The sequence below is a fragment of the Streptomyces sp. NPDC006283 genome, from assembly GCF_040613325.1.
Lineage (GTDB): Bacteria > Actinomycetota > Actinomycetes > Streptomycetales > Streptomycetaceae > Streptomyces.
The window spans coordinates 1-26,566 of record NZ_JBEXRZ010000091.1; the positions used below are offsets into that span (position 1 = coordinate 1).

A 26,566-nucleotide genomic window follows, 5' to 3' on the forward strand; every position below is an offset into this window, starting at 1 on the left:
CTGCTGAACCGCCTCATCAGCGGCAGCGGCGGATAGTAGGCGTGGACGGAGACCGCGTGTTCCACGGGAGACTCGTTGAGCACCTCGTGCGAACTCGACATGGGTCTGATCCTGATCACGCACGACCTCGGCGTCGTCGCCGACGTCGCGGACAAGATCGCCGTGATGTACGCGGGCCGGATCGTCGAGACCGCGCCCGTCCACGACATCTACCGGGCGCCCGCACACCCGTACACCAAGGGCCTGCTGGAATCGATCCCGCGCCTGGACCAGAAGGGCCAGGAGCTGTACGCGATCAAAGGGCTGCCGCCGAACCTGGTGCACATCCCGCCCGGCTGCGCCTTCAACCCGCGCTGCCCGATGGCCCAGGACGTGTGCCGGGCCGGCGTGCCACCGCTGTACGAGGTGAACGAGGAACGCCGGAGCGCGTGCCACTTCTGGGAGGCGACACTCCATGGCTGAGGCGATCCTCGAGGTACGCGACCTGGTCAAGCACTATCCGCTCACCCGCGGTGTCCTCTTCAAGAAGCAGATCGGCGCGGTCAAGGCGGTCGACGGCGTCGACGTCGACCTGTTCGCCGGCGAAACACTGGGCATCGTGGGGGAGTCGGGCTGCGGCAAGTCCACGCTCGCCAGGATGCTGGTCCACCTCGAGCGGCCCACCGCCGGGGCGATCCGGTACAAGGGCGAGGACATCACCAAGCTGTCGGGGCGTGCGCTGAAGGCCGTGCGCCGCAACATCCAGATGGTGTTCCAGGACCCGTACACGTCCCTCAACCCGCGGATGACGGTCGGCGACATCATCGGTGAGCCGTACGAGATCCACCCCGAGGTGGCGCCCAAGGGCTCGCGCAGGCAGAAGGTGCGGGAGCTCCTCGATGTCGTCGGGCTCAATCCCGAGTACATCAACCGGTATCCGCACCAGTTCTCGGGCGGTCAGCGCCAGCGCATCGGCATCGCCCGCGGCCTCGCCCTCCAGCCGGAGATCATCGTCGCCGACGAGCCGGTCTCGGCGCTGGACGTCTCGGTACAGGCGCAGGTGATCAACCTGCTGGACCAGCTCCAGAGCCAGTTCGCCCTCAGCTATGTGTTCATCGCCCACGACCTCTCGATCGTCCGGCACATCTCGGACCGGGTCGGTGTGATGTACCTGGGGCGGATCGTGGAAATCGGCAAGGACGACGAGATCTACGACCATCCGACACATCCCTACACCCAGGCGCTGCTGTCGGCGGTGCCGGTGCCCGACCCCGAAGCGCGAGCACGGGGTAGGGGTCCCCACGGAGAAGCCAGGGGGAGGATCATCCTCACGGGGGACGTCCCCTCGCCCACCGACATCCCCTCCGGCTGCCGCTTCCGCACCCGCTGCTGGAAGGCGCAGGAGCGGTGCGCACGGGAGGTGCCCCTGCTGGCCGTGCCCGCTCACCTGCGGACGGTCGAGGGGCCGGTGCAGCACCCGTCGGCGTGCCACTTCGCGGAGGAGCGGCAGGTAGTGCCCAGTGGACCGCCGCCGGGTGACGGGAACGGCCGCAAGGCTCTGTGAGCATCCGTCAGTCTCTTTAACACAGAAGCAACTTGCCCGTCTCACGTCCGATATACGGACGCCTCACTCTGGGGAACGTACGGCCGTGCGGGTGCCGTGGACCGGCCGGGACCGCGCCATGCGGTACCGGCCGGTTTCCCGCCGGCCGGGGCGGTTGTCCGGAACTGTCCGTTCATCGCCCTTGTCCGGGCTTGCGGGCGGATGCAGGATCGTCGCTGTGACTCTTACGCGGGGGGCCCGGATCACCGGAGCGGCGCTGTGCGCCGTGCTCGCGCTGATCACCGGGGCGTGGATCGTCCGGGACGTTTCGGCGTCCGACGGCTTCGCCGGCCTCTGGCACTACTGGGTGTCCGACCCGAGGCACAACTGGGGGCGGAATCCGCAGGTCACCACTGTTCTCGACGGTGCTCTGCTCCTCGTGTACGGCGCCGTCGCCGTCGCCGCACTGCGTTCCTCGGTCGCGGCCGGCGCGCTGGTCACGACCGCCGTCTTCACCCTCGCCGTACGGCTGCCCAGCCTGTGGGTGATCACGGCCTCGTGGATCAACCTCGACTCGACCGACACGGTGCGTACGCGCGCGCTGCTCAGCACCTTCGCCGTACTCGGACTGGCCGTCGGACTCGTGATCACGGTGGCAGCCGGACGCCGGCCGTCCGAGGCGGCCGGTCACGACAACGGCCCCCGCGCGTCCGCACTCCGGCGTACGCCCACCGGGCCCACCCGGGCCGTGGCCAGGACCGCGGCCGTGCTGCTGTTCGCCGAGGCGGCGATCACGGCGGCCTGGCAGATCAGATTCGCCTACCGGTTCGGGGCCGAGGTCTTTCTCGACAGCCTTGTCGGCGGCGACCTGCTCGCGATCAGACTGCTCGCGCCCCCGTCGGGCTGGCTGGCCACCGCGGTCGTCGTCCTCGCTCTGACCGCGGGTATCGGCCTGCTCGTCGGGGCAGTGTTCGCCCGGCCGCTGGGGGCGGTGCTGGCGGTGCACGTGGCGGTGGCCGGTGCGGCGGGTGTGGACTTCGCCTTCCGTCTGCGGATCTTCCAGAAGTTCGGCCGAGCGCCGCTGGAGTACCAGCTGCTCTCGGCCACCTGGCTGTTCGGGCTGATCGCGGGGCTCGTGCTGCTCGCCGTCCTGACCAGGCGCGGCAAGAGCGGGCCGGTGGACGGCGGCTCTCCGGGAGGGACTCTGTCGCCGCCGGGCCACGGCTGTCCGCAGCCGTCGTCCGGCTACGGATATCCCGCTTACGGGTATCCGGGCCGTCCCGGTTCCGGTCCCGGGTCCGGCTCTGCGGCCACCGGTTCCCGGTCCGGCCCCGGCGGCCCCGACTCTCCGCAGTCCGGCCCCGGTCACGGCTCTCCGCCGCCGGGTGCACCGGACGGCGGTTTCGGACCGCCACCGCCGTCGTCACCACCGCCCAACTGGTAGCCGACTGCCGGGCCCTGAGGGGCGGCGCCTCACCCGAGCCGGAGCGCGCGCTTGAGGAAGTCGACCTGGAGCAGCAGCAGATTCTCAGCGATCTGCTCCTGCGGCGTCATATGCGTCACTCCGGTGAGCGGAAGCACCTCGTGCGGACGTCCCGCCCCAAGCAGCGCCGACGAAAGCCGCAGGGTGTGTGCCATCACCACATTGTCGTCGGCCAGGCCATGGACGATCAGCAGCGGCCGGACGGGATCTTCCGCAGCGGTCAGACCGGCATCGGTGACCAGCGAGTTCACCGCGTATGCCTCGGGCCGCGCGGCAGGGTCGCCCAGGTACCGCTCGGTGTAGTGGGTGTCGTAGAGCCGCCAGTCGGTCACCGGGGCGCCCGCCACTGCCGCGTGGAAGACGTCCGGCCGGCGCAGCACCGCCGACGCCGCCAGGTAGCCGCCGTACGACCAGCCGCGGATCGCGACCCGCTCCAGATCCAGCGGGAAGGAGCCGGCCAGCGCCTGCAGGGCCTCGATCTGGTCGTCCAGCGTCAGGCCGAAGTCGCCGTCGATCGCCTTCTCCCAGCCCGGGGAGCGGCCGGGCGTGCCCCGGCCGTCGGCGACGACCACGGCGAAGCCCTGCTCGGCGAACCACTGCGAGGTCAGATACGGATTGTGTGCGGCGAACACACGTTGGCCATGGGGTCCCCCGTACGGGTCCATCAGCACGGGCAGTGGGCCGTCCGACTCCCGGAGACCGGACGGCAGCAGCACCGCGCACGGAATCCGCCGGGCACCCGCCTGCGTGAGCACCGGCCGGGCGCGCAGGACCGGCTGCTCCGCGTACGAGGCGACGACGGCGATCTGCTTGCCGTCCCGCAGGACCTGCACGGAGGTGCCGCTCACGTCGGTACGGGACGACGCCAGGACCGTCACGCTGCCGGCGCGCACCGCCGAGTGCACACCGGCGCCCTGCGAGACGCGTTCGATGCCCAGCTCGTTGACCCGGTACACGTGGATCTCGCCGGTCTCCGGCTCCACCGCCTCCTCACCGGCCGCCGCGGACACGAGGACGTCGCTCTCGCCGATGTTCAGGACGGCGCGCAGCTGCAACTGTGCCCCGGTCAGCACCCGGTCGCCGACCGCGAGCACGCGCGCCCCGCCCTCGTCCGCGATGCGCACCAGCCGCCCGCCCCCGAAACCGCGGGCGTACGACGACTCGGGGGCCCAGGCCGGGACGCCGGGGAACAGTTCCAGCCACGCCGCGTCCTCGTCGACGTGCACGGTCCGCGTCGCGCCGGTCTCCGGATCGACCGCCAGGTGTCTCTGGATGCGCTGGTCGCGCGACTGCACGAGCAGCAGCGGCGGGCCGGCGGCCGACCAGTGCACACGGGCGAGATAGGGGTAGGCCTTCCGGTCCCAGGTCACCTCCGTGCGCTGCCCGTCCAGGGTGACGAAGAACAGCCCGACGTCGGCGTTGGGCGTCCCCGCGGCCGGGTACGCGACCTTCGACGGTTCCCGGTCCGGATGCGCCGGATCGGAGATCCACCAGCGGCGGACCTCCCGCTCGTCGACCCGGGCCACCAGCAGCCCGTCGGAATCAGGCGCCCACCAGAAGCCGCGGGAGCGGCCCATCTCCTCGGCGGCGGCGAACTCCGCCAGCCCGTAGGTGACCTGCGCGTCCTCCGGCTCTGCGAGCGCACGGTCCTCCTGCCCCTCGGCGCCCGTCACGCGCAGCGTGCCGCCGGCCACATACGCGACGAGCCGGCCGTCGGGGGACGGCCTCGGGTCCAGGACAGGCCCCGGCGTGGGGAGTTCGCGGGAGGTACCGGCACGCAGTTCGGCCGTGAACAGCCGTCCGGAGAGTGTGAAAGCCGCCAACTCGACAGCCCCGTCCACCGCGTAGCCGACGATCCCCGCCGACCCTTCCCTGCTGCGCTCGCGCCGGGCCCGTTCCTCGGCGGACAGCTTCTCCGCCGAGCCGCCCAGCAACTCCCTGGGATCCGCGGCCGGGCGCTCCTGCGGCTGCCCGCCGTCCCCGTCCAGATCGAGCACCCACAGCAGCCCCGACCGGTCGGTTCCGGAGGCGGAGCGCAGGAACACCACCCGCGACCCGTCCGGTGACACCGTGAAGGCGCGGGGGGCGCCCAACGTGAAGCGCTGGGTCCGCGCGGACTGACGCGGAAAGGAGGGCGGTTGCGTCGACGTCATGCGACCGAACCTTAGGGGGTGTGCGCCCCCATGTGCTGCCGTGCACCGATCGATGCGTGGGCACGGATAGTTATGATCCGTAGCGCAAGGTGGGTATGAACCTACTGGCACATGTCCTGGCACATGCAATGGGACCGTCCCGACCGAATATGTGGAGGTGAACCGCCGTGGCACTCTCGATTTCGGCGGTGGTGCTGCTGGCGATCGTCGTCTTCCTGCTGATCCGGAAAGCCGGTCTCAAGGGCGGACATGCGGCGGTCTGCGTGCTGCTCGGGTTCTATCTGGCCAGCTCGTCGGTGGCGCCGACCATCACCGAGCTGACGACCAACGTCGCGGGGATGATCGGGGGCATCAAGTTCTAGGGTCTTTCGTTCGGACAGGGCCTGGCCGGTTTCAGGGGGCTCCGGACCCGAAGGTGGCGCCGCGGGCGGAGCCTCACCCGTTCTAGGGTGTCCGTATGAAGGATCTTCCCGCCCGTCGCCTGCTTCTCGTGCATGCCCATCCGGACGACGAGTCGATCAACAACGGCGCCACGATGGCCCTGTACGCGGCCGCGGGCGCCCAGGTCACGCTGGTGACCTGCACCCTCGGCGAGGAGGGCGAGGTCATCCCGGCCGAGCTCGCCCACCTCGCCCCTGACCGGGAGGACCGGCTGGGGCAGCACCGCATCGGCGAACTGGCCGCCGCGATGAAGGAGCTGGGGGTCACGGACCACCGCTTCCTCGGCGGACCGGGCAGGTTCCGGGACTCCGGGATGATGGGGCTCGAGCAGAACCGCCGGGAAGGCGCGTTCTGGAGCGCGGACGTGGACGAGGCGGCCGGGTATCTCGTGGAGATCATCCGTTCGGTGCGTCCGCAGGTTCTCGTGACGTACGACCCCGACGGCGGGTACGGCCACCCCGACCACATCCAGGCACACCGGGTGGCCATGCGGGCGGCCGAGCTGGCGGCGGAGCCCGTCTTCCGGCGCGACCTCGGCGACCCGCACGCCGTCGCCAAGATCTACTGGAACCGCGTCCCCCGGTCCGCGGCGGAGGAGGGCTTCGCCCGACTGCGCGCCATCGGCGCGGACTTTCCCGGCATCGCGGAGATCGACGACATCCCCGGCGTCGTGGACGACTCCGAGATCACCGCGGAGATCGACGGCACGCCGTACGCGGAACGGAAGGCGGCGGCGATGCGGGCACATGCCACGCAAATCGCCGTGGACGGCCCTTTCTTCGCACTCTCGAACGACCTGGGGCAGCCCTTGTTCACCACCGAGTACTACCAGTTGGTCGCCGGTGAGTCCGGGGCGGAGCCGGGCGAGCGGGAGAACGACCTCTTCGCGGGGGTTTCGGTATGAGTGACAACCGGGGCGAGAGGGGCAACCGTGCCGCACGTGGTCAGGCCGGCCGGGACGGGCGGGCAGGGGCCGCGTCCGGATCCTGGCTCACCCGTCCCCCCAAGGCCCCGAGGCTCGGCCGGATCGCTGCCTACCTGGCACTCGTGGTGCTCGGGGCGGTCGTCGGTACGGCGGGATCGCTCGTCCAAGCGGCCTGGTTCCCGGGCGGGTTGGTGCTGGCGCTCCTCGCCTCCGCGGGACTGTTCCTCGGTGCGCTGCGGGCGACGGCGACCCAGCTCGGCGCGGTCTGCTCGGCTGTCGGCTGGCTGGCGGCGATCGTCGTCCTCAGCACCGGACGGCCGGAGGGGGACGGCGTGTTCGCCGCCGGGATCGGACCGCTCGTCTACATGCTCGGCGGCATGGCGATCGCTGTGATGTGTGCCACCATGTCGCGGTTGCCGCAACCCGGCGGCGGGCAGGGCCGACTTGGCGGATAGACCCCGACAGGACCCCAGCAAGCAGCCGGTGGGGCGGGCCCCCTATGGTGGGTCGCCACACGGGGTGGGAAGCCGCCGAACTGACCATGCCCGTACGGTCGGCGAAAAGCCGCTTCCCGCAGTCCCCGGGTGTCCGTCCGCCGCGGCCAGTATGGTGGTGCGCGCCGCCGAGCCGCCCGCAGCAGTAGCTATCCAGTAAGAAACGGGCGGCGAAGCCAACCGGGAGAACCTGCTTTGAGTCGTGAAACTGACAGTTCGTCCTCCGGCCCCCAGGGGCGCGGTGGAGCCGCGTACCCCTCCGGGACACCGCCGTACGGATCGCGCCAGTATCCGTCGCTGCACCCGCAGGGCGCTCCGGACGAGGCCGCGCAGCCGGCAGCCGAGCAGCAGCCGGAAGAGCCCAAGACCGAGACGACGCTGACGACGCGTATCCGGATCAACATCCCGGGGTCGCGGCCGATCCCGCCGGTCGTGATGCGTACACCGATGAGCGACATAGACGCCGGCGCGCGTCCGGGCTCGGGCGCGCGTCCGGGCTCGGGGTCTGCTGCGGGCGCGTCCGGCGGTTCGGGTTCCGCCGCCGCGGCCGAGCGTGAGAGCGAGCGGACGGGCGGCGCGCCCCGGCCCGGTGCTTCGCAGGAGACGGCGGAGCCGCCGTCGCCCTCGGCGCCCGCGGCCGAGGAGAAGCCCGCCACCAGCGACTGGTTCGCGCCGCGCAAGCCGGCGTCGGCGGCAGGGGGCAGCGCACCGGCCGGACCCGGCGGATCCGCGTCGGCTCCGGCCGGCGGCCCCGGCACGAACGGTGCCGGCAGCCCGAACGGCGCCGGCGGATCGGCCCCCTCAGCTCCGCGGTCGGGCCTCGCGGCCCTTGCCGAGCAGGCAGGATCCGCCGACGTGTCCGCCGGCCCGTCCGGTCCCCGGCCCGGCGCCGGCGCCCCGGGTGGCCCCGGCCAGGGCAACGGCTTCGCCCCCGGACGTAGTACGCCGCCGCTGGGCGTCCGCCCACCGGGTGCTCCGGACCGGACCGGCGCTCCCGCAGGACCCACGTCCGGCCCGGCCACCGGCAGCATGCCACTCGGCCCCCGTACCGGCCGTCCGGCGCCGGAGGTCGGCGGCCCGGGCACGGGTGCGCCCAGGATGTCCGACGACACCGCCGTGCTCACCCCGCAGAAGCCCGCCCCCGACGGCGGCCCCGGCCGTGGCCATGTCTCCGGTGACACGCTCACCAGCGGCATCCCGGTGGTTCCGAGCGAGCACCGGTCGCCGTTCTCGTCGCTCGGCGGACCGCAGACCGGCCCCGGCACCGGTCCCAATCCCCTCCTGACGCAGCCCGGCCCGCAGGCCGAGAGCGGCGGCTTCTCCGTACCGGAGTTCCCGGCCGGTCCGGGCGGAGCCGGTGGTCCCGTCGCTCCCGGAAGCGGCGCGGACGCCGCCAGGCCCGCGCCCCGGCCCGCGCCCGCCCCCGCGAAGAAGGGCCGCTCCAAGCTGGTGCTCGCCGGCGCCGGCGTGGTCGGTCTGCTCGGCATCGCGTACGGCGCCGGGCTGCTGCTCAACCACTCCGACGTGCCCAAGAGCACCACGGTCCTCGGCGTCGACATCGGCGGCGGGACGAAGGACGAGGCCGTCAACAAGCTCGAAGCCGGCCTCGGCGACCGTGCCAAGGCCCCGCTGCAGCTTTCCGTCGCCGGCAAGAAGGCTGAGCTGCCGCCGGACAAGGCCGGTCTCTCGCTGGACAGCCAGGCCACCGTCCGCGCCGCCGCGGGCAGTGACTACAACCCGGTCTCCGTCATCGGCTCGCTCTTCGGCGGCGAGCGCGTCGCCGAACCGGTGATCCTCGTCGACGAGGAGAAGCTGAGCGTCGCGCTCGCCGACCTCGCGGGCACCGCGGGCTCGTCCAGCGACGGCACGATCCGCTTCGAGCCCGACAAGGCCGTCGCGGTACCCGGCAAGGCGGGCCAGTCCCTGGACGTCGGCCGCTCGATGATCTCGGTCAAGGACGCCTACCGCGCCCAGGTCCAGACAGGCAGGCCGAACGTCGTGGAGCTGCCGGTCGCGACCCGCCAGCCCACGATCACCCAGGCCGAGCTCGACCGGGCGATGAAGGAGTTCGCGGAGCCCGCGATGTCCGGCCTGATCACGATCAAGGCGGGAACCAAGCAGATCCAGTTCGGCCCCGCGAAGTCGCTGCCGAAGATCCTGTCGATGAAGGCGATCGACGGCAGGCTGGTCGAGGTCTACGACAAGCAGGCCATCGACCAACTGCTCGAAGGCGTCTTCGACGGGATCATGATCACCAAGGGCGACGGCAAGCAGCACCAGGTCACCGCCGACGACGTGGCTCAGGCGATGGGCCCGGCCCTGCGCGGCAAGACGCCGGCGGAACGCACGGCGGTCATCGAGCTCGACCCGAGCTGATTCGCGGCGGCGTTGAAGGAGCCCCTTGCCCGACTCGGGCAAGGGGCTCCTTCACTGCGTGCGGGTTACGCGGAGTTCGTAGCGCGCTGTCCGGTCCCGCAGGCCGGTGGGGAGAAAGATCCTCGAGCTGTGGGTGCCCGCCGAGGAGCTGGACGAGTTCAACGCGCACCTCGTGGGGGAGATCGAGGTCGTCCACGAGTTCAGGTGAGCTGGGCAGGGCGCGCTCAGTTGAGTCTGGCCCGCGCCGCGCGGGCCTGGCTCCTGATCGTCTCCGCCGTCGTCGGCTCGACCGCGGCCACCACCTCCGCGTACGTCTCCATCTCGGTCGCGCCCGCCAGGAAATCCCCTCGCTGGACGAGCACTTGGGCTCGTTCGTAGCGGAGGCGGGCCGGGTGGGAGGGGAGGAGGAGCAGGAGGTCGAGCGCCCAGAGTGCGACCGCCGAGTGTTCTGGGCGGAGGGCCGCCCAGGCGCGGATGTTGTTGAGGATGCGTGAGACGACCGCCGGCGTGTCGGCGGGGGTCAGCATCGACGGCGTCAGAGGGCCGCCGGTGGCGCCGGTCACGAGCAGTTCGGTGTCCTCGGCCGTGAGCAGGCGGCCGGCGGCGAAGGGATCGGCGAGCAGCTGTTCCCCCAGGTCGCCGAAACCGACCACGAAGTGGCCCGGCAGGGCGACTCCGTAGACAGGGGCGCCCGCCCGGCGGGCGACCTCGATCCAGACCACGGAGAGCAGGATCGGCAGGCCGCGCCGGCGGTCGAGCACGTGGTGGAGGAGCGAGGCCTCGAGGTTCTGGTAGTCGCCGGGCGTGCCGTGGAAGCCTTCGCGGCCGCCCAGCAGGTCGGCGAGGGCCGCAGCCCACGCGTGCGGCCCTCTCAGGCCGTACGGGAGCAGCCCGGCGAGGCGGTCCAGTTCGATCTGGGCCGCGTCCATGCCCGCCTCGTCCAACGACGGGTCCGCCTCCGCCCCGATGAGCAGGCACAGCGTCGCGAGGTCGGGCCGCTCCGCGCGGGCCTCCTCGGCGAATCGGGACCGCCGGTCGTTCTCGTGCATACGCGGCCTGCCCTACAGTGCCCGGTAGTGGTGGTAGTGGTGGTGGACGCCGAAGCCCATCGCTTCGTACAGGGCGCGTCCGCCGTCGTTGTCGGACTCCACCTGCAGCCAGGCCGCCGAGGCGCCCTCGTCGAGTGCCCGGCGAGCCAGGGCGGCCATGACGGCCGTTGCGAGCCCCTGGCGCCGGTGTACCGGGTCGACCTCCACGGCCATGAAGCCCGCCCAGCGTCCGTCGACCACACATCGGCCGATGGCCGCAGGGGCGTCACCGGATCCGGGCACGGTCGCGAACCACACTGAAGGGCCGCTGCCCAGGACCTGGAGTACATGTGGTCCGGGCACACCGAATCGCTGGTAGCGCCGCAGCCACGGCTCGTCGACGGAGCGGGAGAGCTGGACACGGGAGACGTCGGCGTCCAGGTCCCCGACCGCCGCCAGCCCCCCGACCTGCACCTGCGCCGTGACCTCGCGCCGCCAGCCCCGCGCCTCGAGCTCCGCGCAGAGCGCCTCCTGCGTGCCTGCCGCCCCGGTCGCCGTCTGGATGTACGCCGGCAGACCGCGCGCCGCGTACCAGTCCGTCACCCGGGCGAGCGCGGCGTCGATCGGCAGGCCGGGATCGCCGAGCGGCAGCACGGAATTGGCACGCCGGGTGAAACCGCCCGCGGCCCGCAGTTCCCAGCCGCCGAGCCGCCCGCGCTCCACCGGCTGCCAGGCACGTGCCGTGACCCCCGCGAGCTCGGCGAAGTCCGCCGCGGGACCCCTGCGCCGGGCCGGCGCCGCCGGTACGACCTTTCCCGCGACCAGGGACGATTCCGGGATGCGGACACTCTCACCTGTCCGGCGTGTGATCAGCAGCACACCGGCGTTCCATGATGTGAGAACACCAACCGTGTCGGTGAACTTCGCGACCGGTGCTTCAGCAGCGCTCAAGCATCGGACGGAGACGCGTTTGCCCACGTCAGCGGGTGTAATGCGGACCTCGAGTCGTCCGCCCGCAGTGAATTCCACAGCTGTGAGAGCCCCTCCTGTTCGGTTCGTGGCCAAGAACGGAGATACTAGGGGCGGGCATCGACGACGCCGCGCTCCCGCGCAAGCCAGCCCTTACCGAGGAGGAACGACAGCGTGACCTACGTCATCGCGCAGCCTTGTGTCGACGTCAAGGACAAGGCGTGCATCGAGGAGTGCCCCGTCGACTGCATCTACGAGGGCTCCCGGTCCTTGTACATCCACCCGGACGAATGCGTCGACTGTGGTGCTTGTGAGCCGGTCTGCCCGGTCGAGGCCATCTTCTACGAGGATGACACCCCGGAGGAGTGGAAGGACTACTACAAGGCGAATGTCGAGTTCTTCGACGAGCTCGGTTCGCCCGGTGGTGCCTCCAAGCTCGGCCTGATCGAGCGCGACCATCCCTTCATCGCCGCCCTGCCGCCGCAGAACGGCTGATCAGAACCGCATGTCCCCGGTCCCGTACGGTTCGTCGTCCGTACGGGACCGTGGCGTTTGGCGCGCCGGCGTCGACGCCCCGTAATGAAAGTGAGCGCCGCCGTGCCCGCAGTCTCCTCACGACTCCCCGTCTTTCCCTGGGACAGGCTCGAGCCCTACAAGGCGACGGCCGCCGCCCACCCCGACGGCATCGTGGACCTCTCGGTGGGCACTCCGGTCGATCCCGTTCCCGAGCTGATCCAGAAGGCCCTCGTCGGCGCCGCCGACTCGCCGGGCTACCCGACGGTCTGGGGCACACCCGCGCTGCGCGACGCGCTCGCCTCGTGGGTCGAGCGCCGGCTCGGGGCGGTGGGCGTGGCGCACACCAACGTCCTGCCCGTCGTCGGCTCCAAGGAACTGGTCGCCTGGCTGCCGACGCAGCTCGGCCTCGGCGCCGGCGACAAGGTCGCCTACCCGCGGCTCGCCTACCCGACGTACGAGGTGGGGGCGCGGCTCTGCGGCGCGACCCCGGTGGTCTACGACGACCCGACGGAGCTCGACCCGGAGGGGCTGAGGCTGCTCTGGCTCAACTCGCCCTCGAACCCGACCGGCCGCGTGCTGGACAAGGACGAGCTGACTCGGATCGTCGCCTGGGCGCGGGAGAACGGCGTGCTGGTCTTCAGCGACGAGTGCTACCTGGAGCTCGGCTGGGAGGCGGAGCCGGTCTCCGTCCTGCACCCGGACGTCTGCGGCGGCACCTACGAGGGTGTGGTGGCCGTCCACTCGCTCTCCAAGCGGTCCAACCTGGCCGGCTACCGCGCCGCGTTCATCGCGGGCGACGCGGACGTGCTGGGCGAGCTTCTGCGGATCCGCAAGCACGGCGGGATGATGACCCCCGCGCCCGTCCAGGCCGCCACGGTGGCGGCGCTCGGCGACGACGCGCACGTCACCGAACAGCGCGCCAGGTACGCGGCCCGGCGCACGGCCCTGCGCTCCGCCCTCGAAGGGCACGGCTTCCGGATCGAGCACAGCGAGGCCAGCCTCTACCTGTGGGTCACCCGCGACGAGCCGTGCTGGGACACGGTCGCGTACCTGGCGGAGCTCGGCATCCTCGTGGCGCCCGGTGATTTCTACGGGGAGGCCGGCGAGCGCTTCGTACGGGTGGCGTTCACGGCGACCGACGAGCGGGTCGAGGCGGCGGTCAAGCGCCTCGGCTGAGCCGCTCAGGGCGCGGCGGCGGCCACTCGGGGAGGTCGCGGGCACCAGCACGCCGGGGCGGCACCACGGTGTGGTTGCGGCGGCGGCGTCAGACACCACGACGCCACGGGGCGTGGAAGGGCCCCGGGAGCAGGGACTCCCGGGGCCCTTCGGACGGGCGCCGTGCGTCAGCCGCCGAGCGGCAGGCCGCCGAGGGAGCTGGTGGGCAGGCCGCCGCCCGTCAGCGAGTCGGTCGGCAGACCGCCCTTGGTCGCGCCGCCGACCAGGCCGCCCGCCTGCCCGGCGGCGTCACCGCCGACCTTCTTGGCGACAGGAGCCGCCGACTTGGCCGCCTTGCCGACCGGCTTGGTCGCGACGGGGGCGGCCTTCTGCGCCGACTTGCCACCGACCTGGCCGGCCACCTTGGTGGTCTCCTTCGAGACGCCGTCGACCGTGCCGCTGACGTTGTCCGTGTCGAGGGCCGAGAGGCCGCCGACCGGTGCCTGCGGGAGTTCCACGGCGCCCGCGGAGCCGGCCGCACCGACCACAGGAGCTGCTCCCGCCGCGATGAGCAGCGCGGCACGGGCGATCCGACGGGTCAGGGGGAGGGACATGATGCTCCTTGAGACGAGAGGACGTTCGGAATGGTGCCTGTCCGGCGTTCGGACGTCCTGACAACCGTGGGGAGGCGGGGAGAAGTTGCGGTGCGGCAAGGTAAAGAATTGGTAACGCGTCGCATTATCGGCCTCGGATAAAAACGGGCAAACACTGCATCGCGCAGGGGTGTGCCGAACCGTCACTTCCCCCTGGTGCCAACGGGTTCGGTGTCTCGCGGAAGAGGGTCTCGCCCGGAGAGGAAGAGGTGCCTGCCGAGCTGACCGGACTGCCTCGTTCGAGGGAAGGTTCGGACTACTGGGCGATACGGATGCGGACGTTCTCGGTGCGGCGTTCGGCGGTACCGGACGAACGCCAGCCCTCGTCCGACTTGTCGGCGCTCCACACCCGGCCCGAGAACGAGACCTCCTCGATGCGGAGTTCGGCCGCCCGCGCGACCGCCCAGTGCGCCAGCTCCCAGCCGCGCCTGGCGCCGTCGTCACCGCGGCCGTCGCCCTGACCGCCGGGGCCGCCGGCCCCCGCCTCGCCCACGCCTGCGGTCGTCTGGACCGGGACGGACACTTCGCGGGCATCCACGTCGCTCCCGAGGCCGCGACCGCTTCCGTCCTTGGGCAGTATCCCGGGCCCGAACGACCGAGCCAGCTCCGCCCGCACCTGCGCCGGATCGCCGCTCCGGCCACCGCTTCCGGTCCCGCAGGTCAGGGTCGCGGAGGCACGGCCCGTGAGAGCCGCCGCCAGCAGCGTGGCGTCCGGCTCGTGTTTCGCGTACGCCTGGGGGAAGCCGCTGCGCTGGACGCGCTGCGCGGCGACGGTCAGCGGCAGCCGCGAGTAACCGGGCACCTCGGCGAGATGGTCGTAGAACTTCCCGGAGGCGTAGACCGGGTCGAGGATCTGGTCGGGCGTGCCCCACCCCTGGGACGGGCGCTGCTGGAACAGGCCGAGGGAGTCCCGGTCGCCGTGCTCGATGTTGCGCAGCGCCGACTCCTGGAGGGCCGTCGCCAGCGCGATCGTGACCGCCCGCTCGGGCATGCCGCGGGTCGTGCCGACCGCGGAGATCGTCGCGGCGTTCCCCGCCTGCTCGGCCGTGAGCTCGTACGACGGTCCGTCGCCCTCTGCCGTACGTACGGTGCAGCGGGGCGCCCCGCCCCCGGTGACGTACTGCACGACGACGTAACCGACGAGGGCCAGCAGCACGAGGAACGCGGCCGCGAAGCGCAGGGAGCGGCCGCGCCGGACGGGAGAGGCGGTCTCGGACACCTGCCCACCGTACTGGAGCCCGCGCGGGGGCCGGATGGGAGGCTCTAAGGTCTCAGACATGCCTGAGACCGCTCTTGACCTCACCCTTGACGCCCCCGCCCTGACCGCCGCCCTGGTCGACTTCCGGTCGGTCAGCGGTGACGAGAAGCCGCTTGCCGACGCCATCGAGGAAGCGCTGCGCGCGCTGCCGCACCTCGTCGTCGACCGGCACGGCAACAACGTCGTCGCCCGGACGCACCTCGGCCGGGGCGAGCGGGTCGTCCTGGCAGGGCACATCGACACCGTCCCGATCGCCGACAACGTGCCGTCACGGCTCGACGAGAACGGCATCCTGTGGGGGTGCGGAACCAGTGACATGAAGTCGGGCGTCGCCGTCCAGCTGCGTATCGCGGCGACCGTTCCCGAGCCCAACCGCGACCTCACCTTCGTCTTCTACGACAACGAAGAAGTGGCCGCCCACCTCAACGGTCTGGGACATGTGGCCGAGGCCCACCCCGACTGGCTGGACGGCGACTTCGCCGTTCTGCTGGAGCCCTCCGACGCCCAGGTCGAGGGCGGCTGCCAGGGCACGCTGCGGGTGCACCTGCGCACGGAGGGGGAGCGGGCACACTCCGCGCGCAGCTGGATGGGGTCCAACGCCATTCACGCCGCGGGTCCGATCCTGGCCCGCCTCGCCGCGTACGAGCCGCGCCGGCCCGTCATCGACGGGCTCGAGTACCGCGAGGGCCTCAGCGCCGTGGGCATCGAGGGCGGTGTGGCCACGAACGTCATCCCCGACGCATGCACCGTGGTGGTCAACTACCGCTACGCCCCGGACCGCAGTATGGCCGAGGCCGAGGCGCATGTCCGAGAGGTGTTCGCTGACTGCGGTGTGAGCGAGATCGTGGTGGACGACCACACCGGCGGGGCGCTGCCCGGCCTTTCGCACCCTGCCGCTGCCGCCTTCATGGAGGCTGTCGGCGGAACCGCCCAGCCCAAGTTCGGCTGGACGGACGTCTCGCGCTTCAGCGCTCTCGGAGTGCCCGCGGTCAATTACGGGCCGGGCGACGCGCTCTTCGCCCACAAGCGGGACGAGCACGTCGCCGCCTGGAAGATCACGCACTGCGAGGAGCGGCTGCGCGACTGGCTCACTTCCTGACACCGGCGGATCGCCCCGATTTCGCCCTTCGTAACGTTCGCCGACCTACCCTGACCAGAAGCAAATGATGTTCGGCGGAGGGAGCAGGTCATGAGCAACCCCGAGGGATTGCGGGCGCTGGAGGAGCAGCGGCTGGGACCGGTACTGCGCCGCAGGGAACAGATGCAACCGACCACCACCGACCAGCGGCTGCTCGACACCGAAGGCGACTCCCAGTGGGTGCACACCGACCCCTGGCGGGTCATGCGCATCCAGTCCGAGTTCGTTGAGGGATTCGGCGCCCTCGCCGAACTGCCCAGCGCGATCAGCGTCTTCGGCTCCGCCCGCACCCCGGTCGGCACACCCGAGTACGAGATCGGAGTACGCCTCGGCCGGGCACTGGTCGGCGCCGGTTTCGCGGTGATCACGGGCGGCGGCCCCGGCGCCATGGAAGCGGCCAACCGCGGCGCGCGCGAGGCCAAGGGCATCTCCGTCGGTCTGGGCATCGAGCTGCCCTTCGAGCAGGGCATCAACCCGCATGTCGACATCGGGGTCAACTTCCGCTACTTCTTCGTCCGCAAGACGATGTTCGTGAAGTACGCGCAGGGCTTCGTCGTTCTGCCGGGCGGACTGGGCACGCTGGACGAGCTGTTCGAGGCGCTCACACTCGTCCAGACCCGCAAGGTGACGCGCTTCCCGATCGTGCTCTTCGGCACCGGGTACTGGAGCGGCCTGGTCGACTGGCTGCGCGACACCGTGGTCGCCCAGGGCAAGGCGTCGGAGCGTGACCTGCTGCTGTTCCACGTCACCGACGACGTGGAGGAGGCGGTGGCCCTGGTCACCAAGGAGACGGGCAGATAGCCTGCGGCCGCCCGGGCCCCGGACGCGTCCGGGGCCCGTTCCCGGCACCGGATCCGTGCGCCGACCCGACCCGGACGTGCGTATCGGGGGGTCTTGGCCACGCTGTTCGGGCTGCGCGTCGGCTCGCGGATCGGGCGTCGCGTCGGGCGTCGCGTCGCGTCAGGCAAGCCCCCGGCGGGCGACCGCCGGCTGACGGTGGCCCGCGATCGCCGCCACCATGTCCAGCACCTGCTTCGTCTCCGCCACCTCGTGCACGCGGTAGACCTGCGCGCCCAGCCACGCGGACACGGCGGTCGTCGCGAGCGTGCCCACCACCCGCTCCTTGACCGGTTTGTCGAGCGTCTCCCCGACGAAGTCCTTGTTGGACAGCGAGACCAGCACCGGCCAGCCCGTCCCGGTCATCTCATCGAGCCGACGGGTGGCCTCCAGGCTGTGCCTGGTGTTCTTGCCGAAGTCATGACCGGGATCGATCATGATGCCGTCCCGGCGTACGCCCAGCTCGACGGCCCGCTCCGCGAGTCCGAGCGTCACCCGCAGAATGTCCGCCATCACGTCGTCGTAGACGACCCGGTGCGGGCGTGTGCGGGGCTCGGCGCCGCCCGCGTGCGTGCACACGAGACCCGCCCCGTACCGAGCGGCGACCTCCGCCAGCTTCGGATCGACCCCGCCCCACGCGTCGTTCAGCACATCGGCACCCGCCTCGCAGACCGCGGCGCCCACATCGTGGCGCCAGGTGTCGACGCTGATCACCACGTCCGGGTGGCGCCGCCGCACCTCGGCGACAAAACCGACCGTGCGACGTGCCTCCTCCTCGGCGGTCACCTCCTCGCCGGGGCCGGCCTTCACGCCGCCGATGTCGATGATGGCGGCGCCCTCGGCCACCGCCTGCTCGACCCTGGAGAGCGCGGGCTCGTCGCGGAACGTCGCACCCCGGTCGTAGAAGGAGTCGGGCGTCCGGTTCACGATCGCCATGATCACTGGCTCGTGTGCGTCGAACTCACGCCGTCCCAGCCGCAGCATCCGCTGTTTCCTCCTCAGCTCGTTCGCCTGCGACCCTAACCGTCACTGTCCCGTGGCACGATCAGCACCGGAGAGTTTTCCGCTCGGGTAAGTTCCCCGGGGACGTACGGGAAGTTCGGGGAGAGGGTCGCTCGTGTTCTGGTTCTTGCTGATCGCGATGATCGTGGTCGTCGCGGCGGTCGCCCTCGCCGTGGTCGGCGGCAGCGACAGCGCGGCCCTGCCCGAGGCGGCGCCGGAGCAGCTGGTGGACCCGCTGCCGTCGGACCGGCCCGTCGGCCGCGCCGACATCGACGCCCTCCGGCTCCCCGTGGGCGTGCGGGGCTACCGCATGGACGACGTGGACGACGTACTCGGCCGCCTCGGTGCGGAGCTCGCCGAGCGGGACGCGCGCATCGCCGAGCTGGAGTCGGCGCTGGCCGGGGCACAGGCGACCGCGGTGGGCAAGCCCGGCATGTTCACCAAGCCCGGAGAGGAGCCGGACAGGTGACCACGGTGACCGGCGCCGCCGTACCGGGCCCGGACGGCAGGCTGCGCTGCCCCTGGGGCCTGTCCACCGTCGAGTACGTGGCCTATCACGACGAGGAGTGGGGCCGGCCGGTCCACGGCGACGACGCCCTGTTCGAAAGGCTCTGCCTGGAGGCCTTCCAGTCCGGCCTGTCCTGGATCACGATCCTGCGCCGCAGGGAAGGATTCCGCGGCGCTTTCGACGGCTTCAAGATCGCCTCGGTCGCCGCGTTCACCGACGCCGACGAGGAGCGCCTCCTCGCCGACCCCGGCATCATCCGCAATCGCGCCAAGATCCGGGCGACCCTCGCCAACGCGCGCGTACTCGCCGACTGGCCCTCCGGTGACCTGGACGCTCTGATCTGGTCGTACGCCCCCGATGCCGCGCGGCGCCCCGCGCCCCGCACGATCACCGACGTACCGGCCGTCACCGACGAGTCCACGGCCCTGGCCAAAGAGCTCAAGAAGCGCGGTCTGCGTTTCGTGGGCCCGACGACGGCGTATGCCCTGATGCAGGCGTGCGGCCTCGTCGACGACCACCTCGCCGACTGCGTCGCGCGCGGCGGCGCCCGCTAGGACAGGGCCCGGCTTCTCAGCGGCCGAGGTACTTGGGGGCCTCCTTGGCCAGGAACGCCTGCACCGCGATCGCGTGGTCCTCCGAGGCGCCCGCCCTCGCCTGCAGCTCCTCCTCCTTGTCGAGCGCGTCGCTCAGCGAACGGTCCGCGCCGTACGCCAGCGACTCCTTCAGTGCCGCGTAGGCGACCGTGGGGCCGTCGGCCAGGGCGCGGGCCACCGCGGCGGCCTCCGCGGCCAGCTCGTCCGCCGGGACGAGCCTGTTCGCGATGCCCCACTCGTACGCCTCCTGTGCGGAGAACGAACGGGGGAAGAGCAGCAGGTCGGCGGCGCGGCTCCGGCCGATCAGGCGCGGGAGTGTCCACGACACCCCGGAGTCGGCGGTGAGCGCCACACCCGCGAAGGACGTCGTGAACTTGGCGGTGTCGGCGACGATCCGGTAGTCGGCGGCCAGCGCGAACCCGAGACCGGCACCGGCGGCCACTCCGTTGACCCCGGCCACGACGGGCTTCGGCATCTCGGTCAGGGCCCGGACGATCGGGTTGTAGTGCTCCCGGACGGTGCTCATGACGCCGCCGTCGCCCGAGTCGCGGGCGGACGCGAGCAGCGACACGTGCTCCTTGAGGTCCTGCCCCACGCAGAACGCCTTGCCCGTCGCGGTGAGCAGCACCGCACGCACGGCGCTGTCCGCGGCAGCGGCCCGGGCGGCGTCACGCAGGGCGACCTTCGCGTCCACGTTCATCGCGTTCATGGCCTCTGGCCGGTTGATCGTGATCGTCGCGAGTCCGTCGTTCACGTCGTACAGCACCGAGTCGGCCATGGCGGGTCCCCTTTTGTCGTTCTGACGGCAGTGTCGAAGCCAGCATGGCGGAGATCGCCGGAGGTGGACATGTGACCTGCGTCTAACAATCTTCGCCGGGTGCCGTGCGGGCGGTGGCGAAGTATCGCAGGCGGATCGCCGAATTGAGTGGTTTTGCGAGAGCGCGTTGCGTAAGCGATGCCGACTGATGTTGGTCTTTGGGTCCCGCCATGCGGGATAATGGCCTGGAAGCAATGTGTTCGATGCCGGTGACACAGCACCTCTCACGGGGCCGCCGGCTGCGATGAGCTGGTTTCAGGAAGGGGAACGAGCATGGCGGCCATGAAGCCGCGGACGGGCGACGGCCCGCTCGAGGTGACCAAGGAGGGGCGGGGCATCGTCATGCGCGTTCCGCTCGAAGGCGGCGGTCGTCTTGTCGTCGAACTGACTCCGGACGAAGCCGATGCACTCGGTGACGCCCTGAAGAAGGTCGTCGGCTGACGCGTCCTGATTCTTCACTGCCCCGGCCCGCGAAAGCGCGCCGGGGCAGTGCGTTTTCCTGGCGGGCACGCCGGGCCGGTAACGGCTCCGCGTGGAGCCCGGTTCGGGGAGAGGCGGGGTGGGGGAACGCTTTCGCGCAGCGGCCGTGTGCCTCAGTGCGCACCCGGGACCGGTCAGGCGCGGCGGACCGCGCAGAGGAGGCCGTCCCCGACCGGCAGCAGCGTCGGCAGCAGCTCTTGGCTCTCCCGGACCGCCCTCAGCAGCTCACGTACCCGCAGTACCTCCGTCGGCTGCGCCGCCGAGTCGACCGTACGGCCCTCCGCGAAGACGCCCTCGAAGCAGACGAGCCCTCCAGGCCGCAGCAGGCGCAACGATTCAGCGAGATAGTCCAGCGACTCGGTCCGGTCGCCGTCGCAGAACACGAGGTCGTAGCCGCCGTCCGCCAGCCGCGGCAGGACATCGAGCGCCCGGCCCGGAATGAAGCGTGCCCTGTTCGCGGCGAAGCCCGCCGCGCGGAAGGCCTCCTTCGCGAACTGCTGACGCTCCGGCTCCGGATCGACGGTCGTCAGCACGCCGTCCGGGCGCATGCCCTGCAGCAGGTAGACCCCGGAGACTCCCGTACCGGTCCCGATCTCGGCGACCGCCTTGGCGTCGGCGGTGGCCGCCAGCAGTCGCAGCGCGGCGCCGGTGCCTGGAGACACCGAGGGCAGCCCTGACTCCCGGGCCCGGTCCCGGGCCCAGCGCAGAGCGTCGTCCTCGGCGACAAAGGCGTCGGCGAACGCCCAGCTCGTCTGCCGGTTGGCGGTAATGACCCTCTCCTGTCCCCGTAGTTGGCGCGACGCTGACTGTATCCGCTGCCCCCGGGAACCCGCAGATGGGACCGGTCGTTGTTCAGGGCAGGTGGGAAGCACACAGGTCGCGGCCGGAAGCCGGACCCAAATCCACGTAAAGATTCTTATCCGGAGCTAACGGGCGAGGTGGCTATGGTAGGGGCTCCGCTGGACACCACCACCAGAGCCGACAGGGGAGGTGCGGCTGCACCTGCGGATCGGGGAGGAGTGCTCCGGCGTCTTCTCAGATCGGTGGGTGAGCCGAAATCCGTGACCAACACTGCTGACCGTTCTGTGCCCTCCGACTCCGTCACCACCGCGACCTTCGCATCGGATGCGGAATCGCAGGCGTGGACCCCTCCCACCTGGGAGGAGATCGTCAGCACCCACAGCGCACGGGTCTATCGTCTGGCGTACCGCCTGACGGGTAATCAGCACGACGCCGAGGACCTCACCCAGGAGGTCTTCGTCCGTGTGTTCCGTTCGCTGTCGACGTACACCCCCGGCACCTTCGAGGGCTGGCTGCACCGGATCACCACGAATCTCTTCCTGGACATGGTCCGTCGCAAGCAGCGCATCCGTTTCGACGCGCTCGGCGACGACGCGGCCGAGCGGCTGCCCAGTCGCGAGCCCTCGCCGCAGCAGGTCTTCAACGACAGCCACTTCGACGCGGACGTCCAGCAGGCGCTGGACACCCTCGCGCCCGAATTCCGCGCCGCCGTCGTGCTCTGTGACATCGAGGGTCTGTCGTACGAGGAGATCGCCGCGACCCTCGGCGTGAAGCTCGGCACCGTCCGCAGCCGGATCCACCGCGGCCGCTCCCATCTGCGCAAGGCTCTTCAGCACCGCTCCCCGCAGGCCCGGGCGGAGCAGCAGCGCTCGCTCGCCGGGGCCGTCGGGCTGGCGGGGGAGGGTGGACCGGCGTGAACGGCACCAGTCCGACCCCTGCGGAACAGCACCTGGGGGACCGGCTCGCCGCGCTTGTCGACGGCGAGCTCGAGCACGACGCCAGGGACAGGGTTCTGGCCCATCTGGCGACCTGTCCCCGCTGCAAGGCCGAGGCCGACGCCCAGCGACGCCTCAAGAACGTTTTCGCGCAAGCCGCGCCGCCGCCGCTCTCCGAAGGGCTGCTCGCGCGGCTCCAAGGCCTGCCTGCGGGCCCTGCGGCCGGAGACGACGACGAGCCGGGCCCCTTCGGCGGAGGACGTCTCGCGGGCGGGGTGTTCGGAGGACTGAACCCGTCGGCGGGAAGACCTGCCGACCCCCGCGCGGAGATGTTCGGGTACGTCCCCGGCGGCGCGCACGCCGCCGTCCTGCCGGGTGGCGGGAGCGGATTTCGCATCCACGAGGTGGGCCGCGCGGAGGCTGAGCGCTCGCCCTGGCGCGGCAGGCGGTTCGCCTTCGCGGCGGCCAGCGCCGTGTCGTTCGCCGCGATCGCCCTCGGCGGCGCCGTGCCCCTCGACATGACACCGGACTCGGCTTCGCGCGGTCAGGGCGGCGGGAACAAGGTGAATCCGCTGCGCACCGCGACCCCGACCACTGCTACGACCGGCGTGAACACAGGAACCGGTGGTGGTGCCGCATCCGTCCGCGGCACGGAGGGCGACCGCCGGCGCGGTGGTGGAAGCGGCCAGACCAGGCCCGATGCCGGGCCGGTCGTCGCCGCTGTCCCCGGTGAGCCGGCGGGCCAGATGCTGAACCGTCCCCTGGGCGTGTCGCCGTTGGCGCACGCCTCCTCCATGACGCCGTCGACACGGCCGACGGGGTCGGTGTTCCAGCTGGCGGCCACCCCTGCGATCGGACCGACGGCCGATCCCGTTCTCCCGCCCCCGGCGGCCCCGACCCGGCCCGCCCAGCCGCTGTCGCCCTTGCCCTGACGAAGCCCTGTCCGGGACCTGACCAGGACACTGCGCACAGATTCGCAAACCTGGTTGAATCTCAGCGGGTGCCCCGCGGGGGCGCCGCAGTGGTCGGCAGTTTGCGGGGAGAGCATGGACGACGGGAAGCCCACCGGGCCCAAGGCGAAGTGGTGGAGCCGCCCCAGTACGGGACGCGGAGCAACCTCCGGGCAGGAGGCCGCCCCCGAGGCGCCCGCGTCGCCCGAGGTGCCCGCGCCGGCCGACGCACCCACCCCGGCCGACGCATCCTCTCCGGCCGCTGTGCCCACTCCGGCCGACGTGCCCGTGCACGATGACGCGGCCCCCGCGGCCGATGACCGCGCCGGGGCATCGGCCGCGCCTGCCGGGGAGTCGTCGGCCGCCGCGACGGCAGAGGCGGCTGACGTACCGGCGACCGGGGCGCTCGCCGCGCCACCGAGGCCGAAGCCGCTGCACGACCCCGACCCCTACAGCACTCCGCCGTACGGCGGGCCCGGGCCCTGGGCGCCCGCGCCCCCGGTGCAGCGCCCCGTGCCGACGCCGGCCCACGGCACGCCGGTACCGCCGCACTACCCGGCACCTGGCACCCAAGGCGGATACGCCCAGCCGCAGCCGCAGCCGCAGCCGCAGCCGCAGCCGCAGCCGCAGCCGCAGCCGCAGCCGCAGCCGCAGCCGCAGCACGCCCAACCCCAACCCCAGTCCCAGCCGCACGCCCAACCCCAGCAGCACACGCCGTCCTCCCAGCCCGCGCCCCAGCCGCACCCGTCGCCGCAGCCCCCCACCCACGCACACGCCGCTCCCGCTCACGCCCTCGAGCGGCCGCAACCCCTGTCCTCCGTCTGGCTGCAGTACGACCCGTGGAGCGCGCCCGGACAGCCGCTCACCCAGCACGGAGAGCCGGCCGCTCCCCGCAAGCGCCGACGCGGCCCGCTGCTGATCGGCGCGGTCGTGATCGCGCTCCTCGCGGGCGGCGCCGGCGGAGTCACAGGCGCCTACGTGGAACGCAACGGCGGCATCACCCAGGTCGAGCTCCCGCAGGCCGGACCGGAAAGCGCCGCCCGCGCTCCCGACAGCGTCGCCGGCATCGCCGCCAGCGCCCTGCCGAGCGTCGTCACCCTCCATGTCAGCGGCGCCGGCGAACAGGGCACCGGAACAGGGTTCGTGCTCGACCAGCAGGGCCACATCCTGACCAACAACCACGTCGTCGACCCGGCCGGGACGGACGGGGACATCTCGATCACCTTCAGCGGCGGAGAGACCGCCAAGGCCACGCTGGTCGGCAAGGACAGCGGCTACGACCTCGCCGTCGTCAAGGTCACCGGCGTCTCCGGCCTCAAGCCGCTGCCGCTGGGCAATTCCGACAACGTCAGGGTCGGCGATCCCGTCGTCGCCATCGGCGCGCCCTTCGATCTCCAGAACACGGTCACCTCGGGAATCATCAGCGCCAAGGAGCGCCCGATCACGGCCGGCGGCGAGAAGGGCGACGGCAGCGACATCAGTTACGTCGACGCCCTGCAGACGGACGCGCCGATAAACCCGGGCAACTCGGGCGGCCCGCTCGTGGACGCCCAGGCCCGGGTCATCGGCATCAACAGCGCCATCCGTGCCGCGGACACCGGCGCGGGGCCCGACGGCGGCCAGGCCGGCTCCATCGGACTCGGTTTCGCGATCCCCATCAACCAGGGCAAGCGAGTGGCCGAGGAACTGATCAACACGGGCAAGGCCACCCATCCGGTGATCGGGGTCAGCCTCGACATGAAGTTCACCGGCGACGGAGCACGGGTCGGCGACAAGGGCCAGGACGACACGCCCGCGGTCACCCCGGGCGGCCCTGCCGCGAAAGCGGGCGTCAAGCCGGGTGACGTGATCACCGAGGTGGACGGCAAGCGGGTGCACAGCGGCGAGGAGCTGATCGTCAAGATCCGTGCCCACCGCCCGGGGGACCGCCTGGAGCTGACGCTGAGGCGCGGCGGTGACGAGCGGACGATGGCCCTCGTGCTCGGCTCCGCGGACAGTTCGTGACCATCTCGGCGGTGCACGGACAGTACCGGCCCGACAACTTCGCCAGGTACCGTGGATCGGACTCGGACCCCATCCGACCTGCGGGCCGCAGCGGACACGGAGAACACAGAGAACACGAGGAGCAGCAGGGTGTTCAATGACATAGGCGGACTAGAGCTGATCGCGCTCATCGTTCTCGCCGTTCTCATCTTCGGTCCGGAAAAGCTGCCCAAGGTGATCCAGGACGTCTCCCGCGTCATCCGCAAGGTCCGCGCCTTCTCAGAGAGCGCGAAGGACGACATCCGCAACGAGCTGGGTCCCGAGTTCAAGGACTTCGAGTTCGAGGATCTGAACCCGAAGGCGTTCCTGCGCAAGCAGCTCGCGGAGAACGACGATCTAAAGGAACTGAAGGAGCTGCGGAGCAGCTTCGACCTCAAGAAGGAGATCAACGAGGTCGCCGACGCCGTCAACGGATCGGAGCATTCCGGTGTGTCGGAGGGTTCCGTCCCCGCCGCGGTGAACGGCTCCCCCGGAGGCGGTCCCGACCTGCTCAAGAAGGGCGAGAAGGCCGCTCGGGACGAGCGCCCGCCCTTCGACGCCGACGCCACCTGAGCGCTGTCAATCCATGCGGGCGGGGACCGGGTGGCTATTCTCTCCATCTGTCCGGCAGTGAGGACGCCCGAGGGGGGCGGGTCCGCTGCAGGTGTGAAAGACGGAGGAGGCGGCCGGTTACATGGCGACGACGAGCGGGGTGACGGAGCAGGACGCGGAGGGCGCTTCGCCGGCCCAGAGCGGCTACAGGTCCCGTACGGCGCAGGGGGGCACGGCTGCCCGGCGCACGGCGGAGGGTTTCAAGAACGCCGCCTTCCCCTGGTACGCACTGGACGAGGCCTTCACCGGCCCCCGCCGGCTGATGCAGGTCGGCGTCGCCGCTGACGGCACGGTCCAACACGGCGCGATCGGACACGGCGACGAGCCGACGATACGGTCCGAGACGGCGGGCACCGAGAAGGAACGCTTCACGATCGTGGTCACCGTCGCGGCCAGCCCTCTCAGACGCAGCGGCGACGGCACGGGCGTACTGGACGCCACCACCGTCTCCTCAGCCGCCTGGCTGGCCGGTTCGGGGCTGCTGGCCCACACCTGGCCGGAAAAGCTGGACCACTCGCTGCGCGACGACTGGCTGGAGCAGCAGACGGAGACCGCGTTCGAGCTCGCCGACGATCTGGACGGCCCCGCATGGTCGGCCCTCTCCCTGCCCGTGGACGGGGTGCCGACAGAGTTCCACTACCGCGAGTCCGAGTTCGGATGGGTGCTGGCGGGGACCACGAACTCGGGCGTGCACATCGGGGCGTACGGGCGCGGCATGAGCGCATACGGCCTGGGGTTCGCGGTCGTGTCGAACCCCGCGGCCTACGCGGAAGGCCAGGTCTGAACGAAAGACCCTGGATGCGCACGAAGATGCGGCACTGCTCAAGGAGCGGCGCCGTCGGCGAAGGGACGCTGCCCGAGAGCAGCGCCCCTTCGCCGTGCCAGGGCGGCACCGGAC

At 71.6% G+C, this 26,566-nt stretch carries 26 protein-coding genes and 2 pseudogenes; 19 read left to right on the plus strand and 9 right to left on the minus strand.

Features of this window, described 5'->3' with window-relative positions:
- A pseudogene (locus ABZ070_RS19910) lies at window positions 1-89 on the minus strand (cysteine dioxygenase); the annotation flags it as partial.
- A gap of 1 nt (window position 90) precedes the next feature.
- Between ABZ070_RS19910 and ABZ070_RS19915 the strand changes: the two are divergent.
- The 3 genes and pseudogenes from ABZ070_RS19915 to ABZ070_RS19925 form a co-directional block, all read left to right on the plus strand.
- Window positions 91-462 (plus strand): annotated as a pseudogene (locus ABZ070_RS19915) (oligopeptide/dipeptide ABC transporter ATP-binding protein); the annotation flags it as partial.
- Window positions 455-1,543, plus strand: a complete 1,089-nt coding sequence (locus tag ABZ070_RS19920; protein WP_356635588.1) for a dipeptide ABC transporter ATP-binding protein — start codon at window positions 455-457, stop codon at window positions 1,541-1,543. The pseudogene ABZ070_RS19915 and the gene ABZ070_RS19920, both read left to right, overlap by 8 nt.
- 217 nt (window positions 1,544-1,760) lie before the next feature.
- Window positions 1,761-2,966 carry a hypothetical protein gene (locus ABZ070_RS19925; RefSeq protein WP_356635590.1) on the plus strand — a complete coding sequence of 402 codons (1,206 nt, stop codon included), beginning with the start codon at window positions 1,761-1,763 and terminating at the stop codon, window positions 2,964-2,966.
- A gap of 29 nt (window positions 2,967-2,995) precedes the next feature.
- Here ABZ070_RS19925 and ABZ070_RS19930 read toward each other — a convergent pair whose 3' ends face one another.
- Entirely contained in the window at window positions 2,996-5,158 is a 2,163-nt protein-coding gene (locus ABZ070_RS19930) for a prolyl oligopeptidase family serine peptidase (RefSeq protein WP_356635592.1), read from the minus strand.
- 167 nt (window positions 5,159-5,325) lie between these two features.
- On the opposite strand from ABZ070_RS19930, the gene ABZ070_RS19935 reads away from it, so the two are divergent.
- The 4 genes from ABZ070_RS19935 to ABZ070_RS19950 all read left to right on the plus strand — a co-directional run bounded on the left by ABZ070_RS19935 (window position 5,326) and on the right by ABZ070_RS19950 (window position 9,394).
- The gene (locus ABZ070_RS19935) at window positions 5,326-5,520 is read left to right on the plus strand and encodes a hypothetical protein (RefSeq protein WP_177150662.1); all 195 of its coding nucleotides are present in this window, start codon (window positions 5,326-5,328) and stop codon (window positions 5,518-5,520) included.
- 95 nt (window positions 5,521-5,615) lie between these two features.
- On the plus strand, window positions 5,616-6,503 hold the full coding sequence (gene mshB, locus ABZ070_RS19940) for an N-acetyl-1-D-myo-inositol-2-amino-2-deoxy-alpha-D-glucopyranoside deacetylase (protein WP_356635594.1): 888 nt from the start codon (window positions 5,616-5,618) through the stop codon (window positions 6,501-6,503).
- Window positions 6,500-6,979 carry a DUF6113 family protein gene (locus ABZ070_RS19945; RefSeq protein WP_356635596.1) on the plus strand — a complete coding sequence of 160 codons (480 nt, stop codon included), beginning with the start codon at window positions 6,500-6,502 and terminating at the stop codon, window positions 6,977-6,979. The genes mshB and ABZ070_RS19945 overlap by 4 nt, the downstream gene beginning before the upstream one ends.
- 234 nt (window positions 6,980-7,213) lie before the next feature.
- Window positions 7,214-9,394 carry a hypothetical protein gene (locus tag ABZ070_RS19950; RefSeq protein ID WP_356635598.1) on the plus strand — a complete coding sequence of 727 codons (2,181 nt, stop codon included), beginning with the start codon at window positions 7,214-7,216 and terminating at the stop codon, window positions 9,392-9,394.
- Between the two features lie 224 nt (window positions 9,395-9,618).
- Here the strand turns inward: ABZ070_RS19950 and ABZ070_RS19955 are convergent, their stop codons facing one another.
- Window positions 9,619-10,443: a transglutaminase-like domain-containing protein gene (locus tag ABZ070_RS19955; protein WP_356635600.1), complete on the minus strand. Its 825-nt coding sequence runs from the start codon at window positions 10,441-10,443 to the stop codon at window positions 9,619-9,621.
- A 12-nt stretch (window positions 10,444-10,455) separates the two neighbouring features.
- Complete coding sequence (locus ABZ070_RS19960; RefSeq protein ID WP_356635602.1) at window positions 10,456-11,451, minus strand: GNAT family N-acetyltransferase; 996 nt, start codon at window positions 11,449-11,451, stop codon at window positions 10,456-10,458.
- Between the two features lie 114 nt (window positions 11,452-11,565).
- On the opposite strand from ABZ070_RS19960, the gene fdxA reads away from it, so the two are divergent.
- Together fdxA and ABZ070_RS19970 are read left to right on the plus strand one after the other, a co-directional pair.
- Window positions 11,566-11,886 carry a ferredoxin gene (fdxA, locus tag ABZ070_RS19965; RefSeq protein ID WP_003985062.1) on the plus strand — a complete coding sequence of 107 codons (321 nt, stop codon included), beginning with the start codon at window positions 11,566-11,568 and terminating at the stop codon, window positions 11,884-11,886.
- Between the two features lie 102 nt (window positions 11,887-11,988).
- Window positions 11,989-13,083 (plus strand): bifunctional succinyldiaminopimelate transaminase/glutamate-prephenate aminotransferase, encoded by a 1,095-nt coding sequence (locus tag ABZ070_RS19970; RefSeq protein ID WP_356635604.1) that lies wholly within the window; start codon window positions 11,989-11,991, stop codon window positions 13,081-13,083.
- Window positions 13,084-13,250: 167 nt separating this feature from the next.
- On the opposite strand, the gene ABZ070_RS19975 is transcribed toward ABZ070_RS19970, so the two are convergent.
- A complete protein-coding gene (locus tag ABZ070_RS19975; protein WP_356635606.1) occupies window positions 13,251-13,676 on the minus strand; it encodes an ATP-binding protein in 426 nt (141 codons plus the stop codon).
- Between the two features lie 295 nt (window positions 13,677-13,971).
- Window positions 13,972-14,934, minus strand: a complete 963-nt coding sequence (locus ABZ070_RS19980) for a hypothetical protein (protein WP_356635608.1) — start codon at window positions 14,932-14,934, stop codon at window positions 13,972-13,974.
- A gap of 58 nt (window positions 14,935-14,992) precedes the next feature.
- Here ABZ070_RS19980 and dapE point away from each other — a divergent pair, with 58 nt between their 5' ends.
- Together dapE and ABZ070_RS19990 are read left to right on the plus strand one after the other, a co-directional pair.
- On the plus strand, window positions 14,993-16,072 hold the full coding sequence (gene dapE / locus ABZ070_RS19985; RefSeq protein WP_356635610.1) for a succinyl-diaminopimelate desuccinylase: 1,080 nt from the start codon (window positions 14,993-14,995) through the stop codon (window positions 16,070-16,072).
- Window positions 16,073-16,162: 90 nt separating this feature from the next.
- Complete coding sequence (locus tag ABZ070_RS19990; RefSeq protein WP_356635612.1) at window positions 16,163-16,912, plus strand: TIGR00730 family Rossman fold protein; 750 nt, start codon at window positions 16,163-16,165, stop codon at window positions 16,910-16,912.
- Between the two features lie 159 nt (window positions 16,913-17,071).
- Here the strand turns inward: ABZ070_RS19990 and folP are convergent, their stop codons facing one another.
- Window positions 17,072-17,932, minus strand: a complete 861-nt coding sequence (folP, locus tag ABZ070_RS19995) for a dihydropteroate synthase (RefSeq protein WP_356635614.1) — start codon at window positions 17,930-17,932, stop codon at window positions 17,072-17,074.
- A 133-nt stretch (window positions 17,933-18,065) separates the two neighbouring features.
- Between folP and ABZ070_RS20000 the strand changes: the two genes are divergently transcribed.
- Window positions 18,066-18,419 carry a DivIVA domain-containing protein gene (locus ABZ070_RS20000; RefSeq protein WP_356635616.1) on the plus strand — a complete coding sequence of 118 codons (354 nt, stop codon included), beginning with the start codon at window positions 18,066-18,068 and terminating at the stop codon, window positions 18,417-18,419.
- Between the two features lie 5 nt (window positions 18,420-18,424).
- Complete coding sequence (locus ABZ070_RS20005) at window positions 18,425-19,012, plus strand: DNA-3-methyladenine glycosylase I (RefSeq protein WP_356635628.1); 588 nt, start codon at window positions 18,425-18,427, stop codon at window positions 19,010-19,012.
- A gap of 16 nt (window positions 19,013-19,028) precedes the next feature.
- Here ABZ070_RS20005 and ABZ070_RS20010 read toward each other — a convergent pair whose 3' ends face one another.
- Window positions 19,029-19,829, minus strand: a complete 801-nt coding sequence (locus ABZ070_RS20010; protein WP_356635618.1) for an enoyl-CoA hydratase-related protein — start codon at window positions 19,827-19,829, stop codon at window positions 19,029-19,031.
- Window positions 19,830-20,141: 312 nt separating this feature from the next.
- Here ABZ070_RS20010 and ABZ070_RS20015 point away from each other — a divergent pair, with 312 nt between their 5' ends.
- On the plus strand, window positions 20,142-20,309 hold the full coding sequence (locus tag ABZ070_RS20015; RefSeq protein WP_003966491.1) for a DUF3117 domain-containing protein: 168 nt from the start codon (window positions 20,142-20,144) through the stop codon (window positions 20,307-20,309).
- Between the two features lie 173 nt (window positions 20,310-20,482).
- Here ABZ070_RS20015 and ABZ070_RS20020 read toward each other — a convergent pair whose 3' ends face one another.
- Window positions 20,483-21,160, minus strand: a complete 678-nt coding sequence (locus ABZ070_RS20020; protein ID WP_356635630.1) for an O-methyltransferase — start codon at window positions 21,158-21,160, stop codon at window positions 20,483-20,485.
- Between the two features lie 132 nt (window positions 21,161-21,292).
- Between ABZ070_RS20020 and sigE the strand changes: the two genes are divergently transcribed.
- The 5 genes from sigE to ABZ070_RS20045 all read left to right on the plus strand — a co-directional run bounded on the left by sigE (window position 21,293) and on the right by ABZ070_RS20045 (window position 26,452).
- Window positions 21,293-22,066, plus strand: a complete 774-nt coding sequence (sigE, locus tag ABZ070_RS20025; RefSeq protein WP_356635632.1) for an RNA polymerase sigma factor SigE — start codon at window positions 21,293-21,295, stop codon at window positions 22,064-22,066.
- Window positions 22,063-23,016 carry a zf-HC2 domain-containing protein gene (locus ABZ070_RS20030; RefSeq protein WP_356635620.1) on the plus strand — a complete coding sequence of 318 codons (954 nt, stop codon included), beginning with the start codon at window positions 22,063-22,065 and terminating at the stop codon, window positions 23,014-23,016. The genes sigE and ABZ070_RS20030 overlap by 4 nt, the downstream gene beginning before the upstream one ends.
- A gap of 114 nt (window positions 23,017-23,130) precedes the next feature.
- Window positions 23,131-25,038, plus strand: a complete 1,908-nt coding sequence (locus ABZ070_RS20035; RefSeq protein ID WP_356635622.1) for a trypsin-like peptidase domain-containing protein — start codon at window positions 23,131-23,133, stop codon at window positions 25,036-25,038.
- A gap of 129 nt (window positions 25,039-25,167) precedes the next feature.
- Window positions 25,168-25,629, plus strand: a complete 462-nt coding sequence (locus ABZ070_RS20040) for a sec-independent translocase (protein ID WP_356635624.1) — start codon at window positions 25,168-25,170, stop codon at window positions 25,627-25,629.
- Window positions 25,630-25,750: 121 nt separating this feature from the next.
- A complete protein-coding gene (locus ABZ070_RS20045; protein WP_356635626.1) occupies window positions 25,751-26,452 on the plus strand; it encodes a hypothetical protein in 702 nt (233 codons plus the stop codon).
- Window positions 26,453-26,566: the final 114 nt, after the last annotated feature.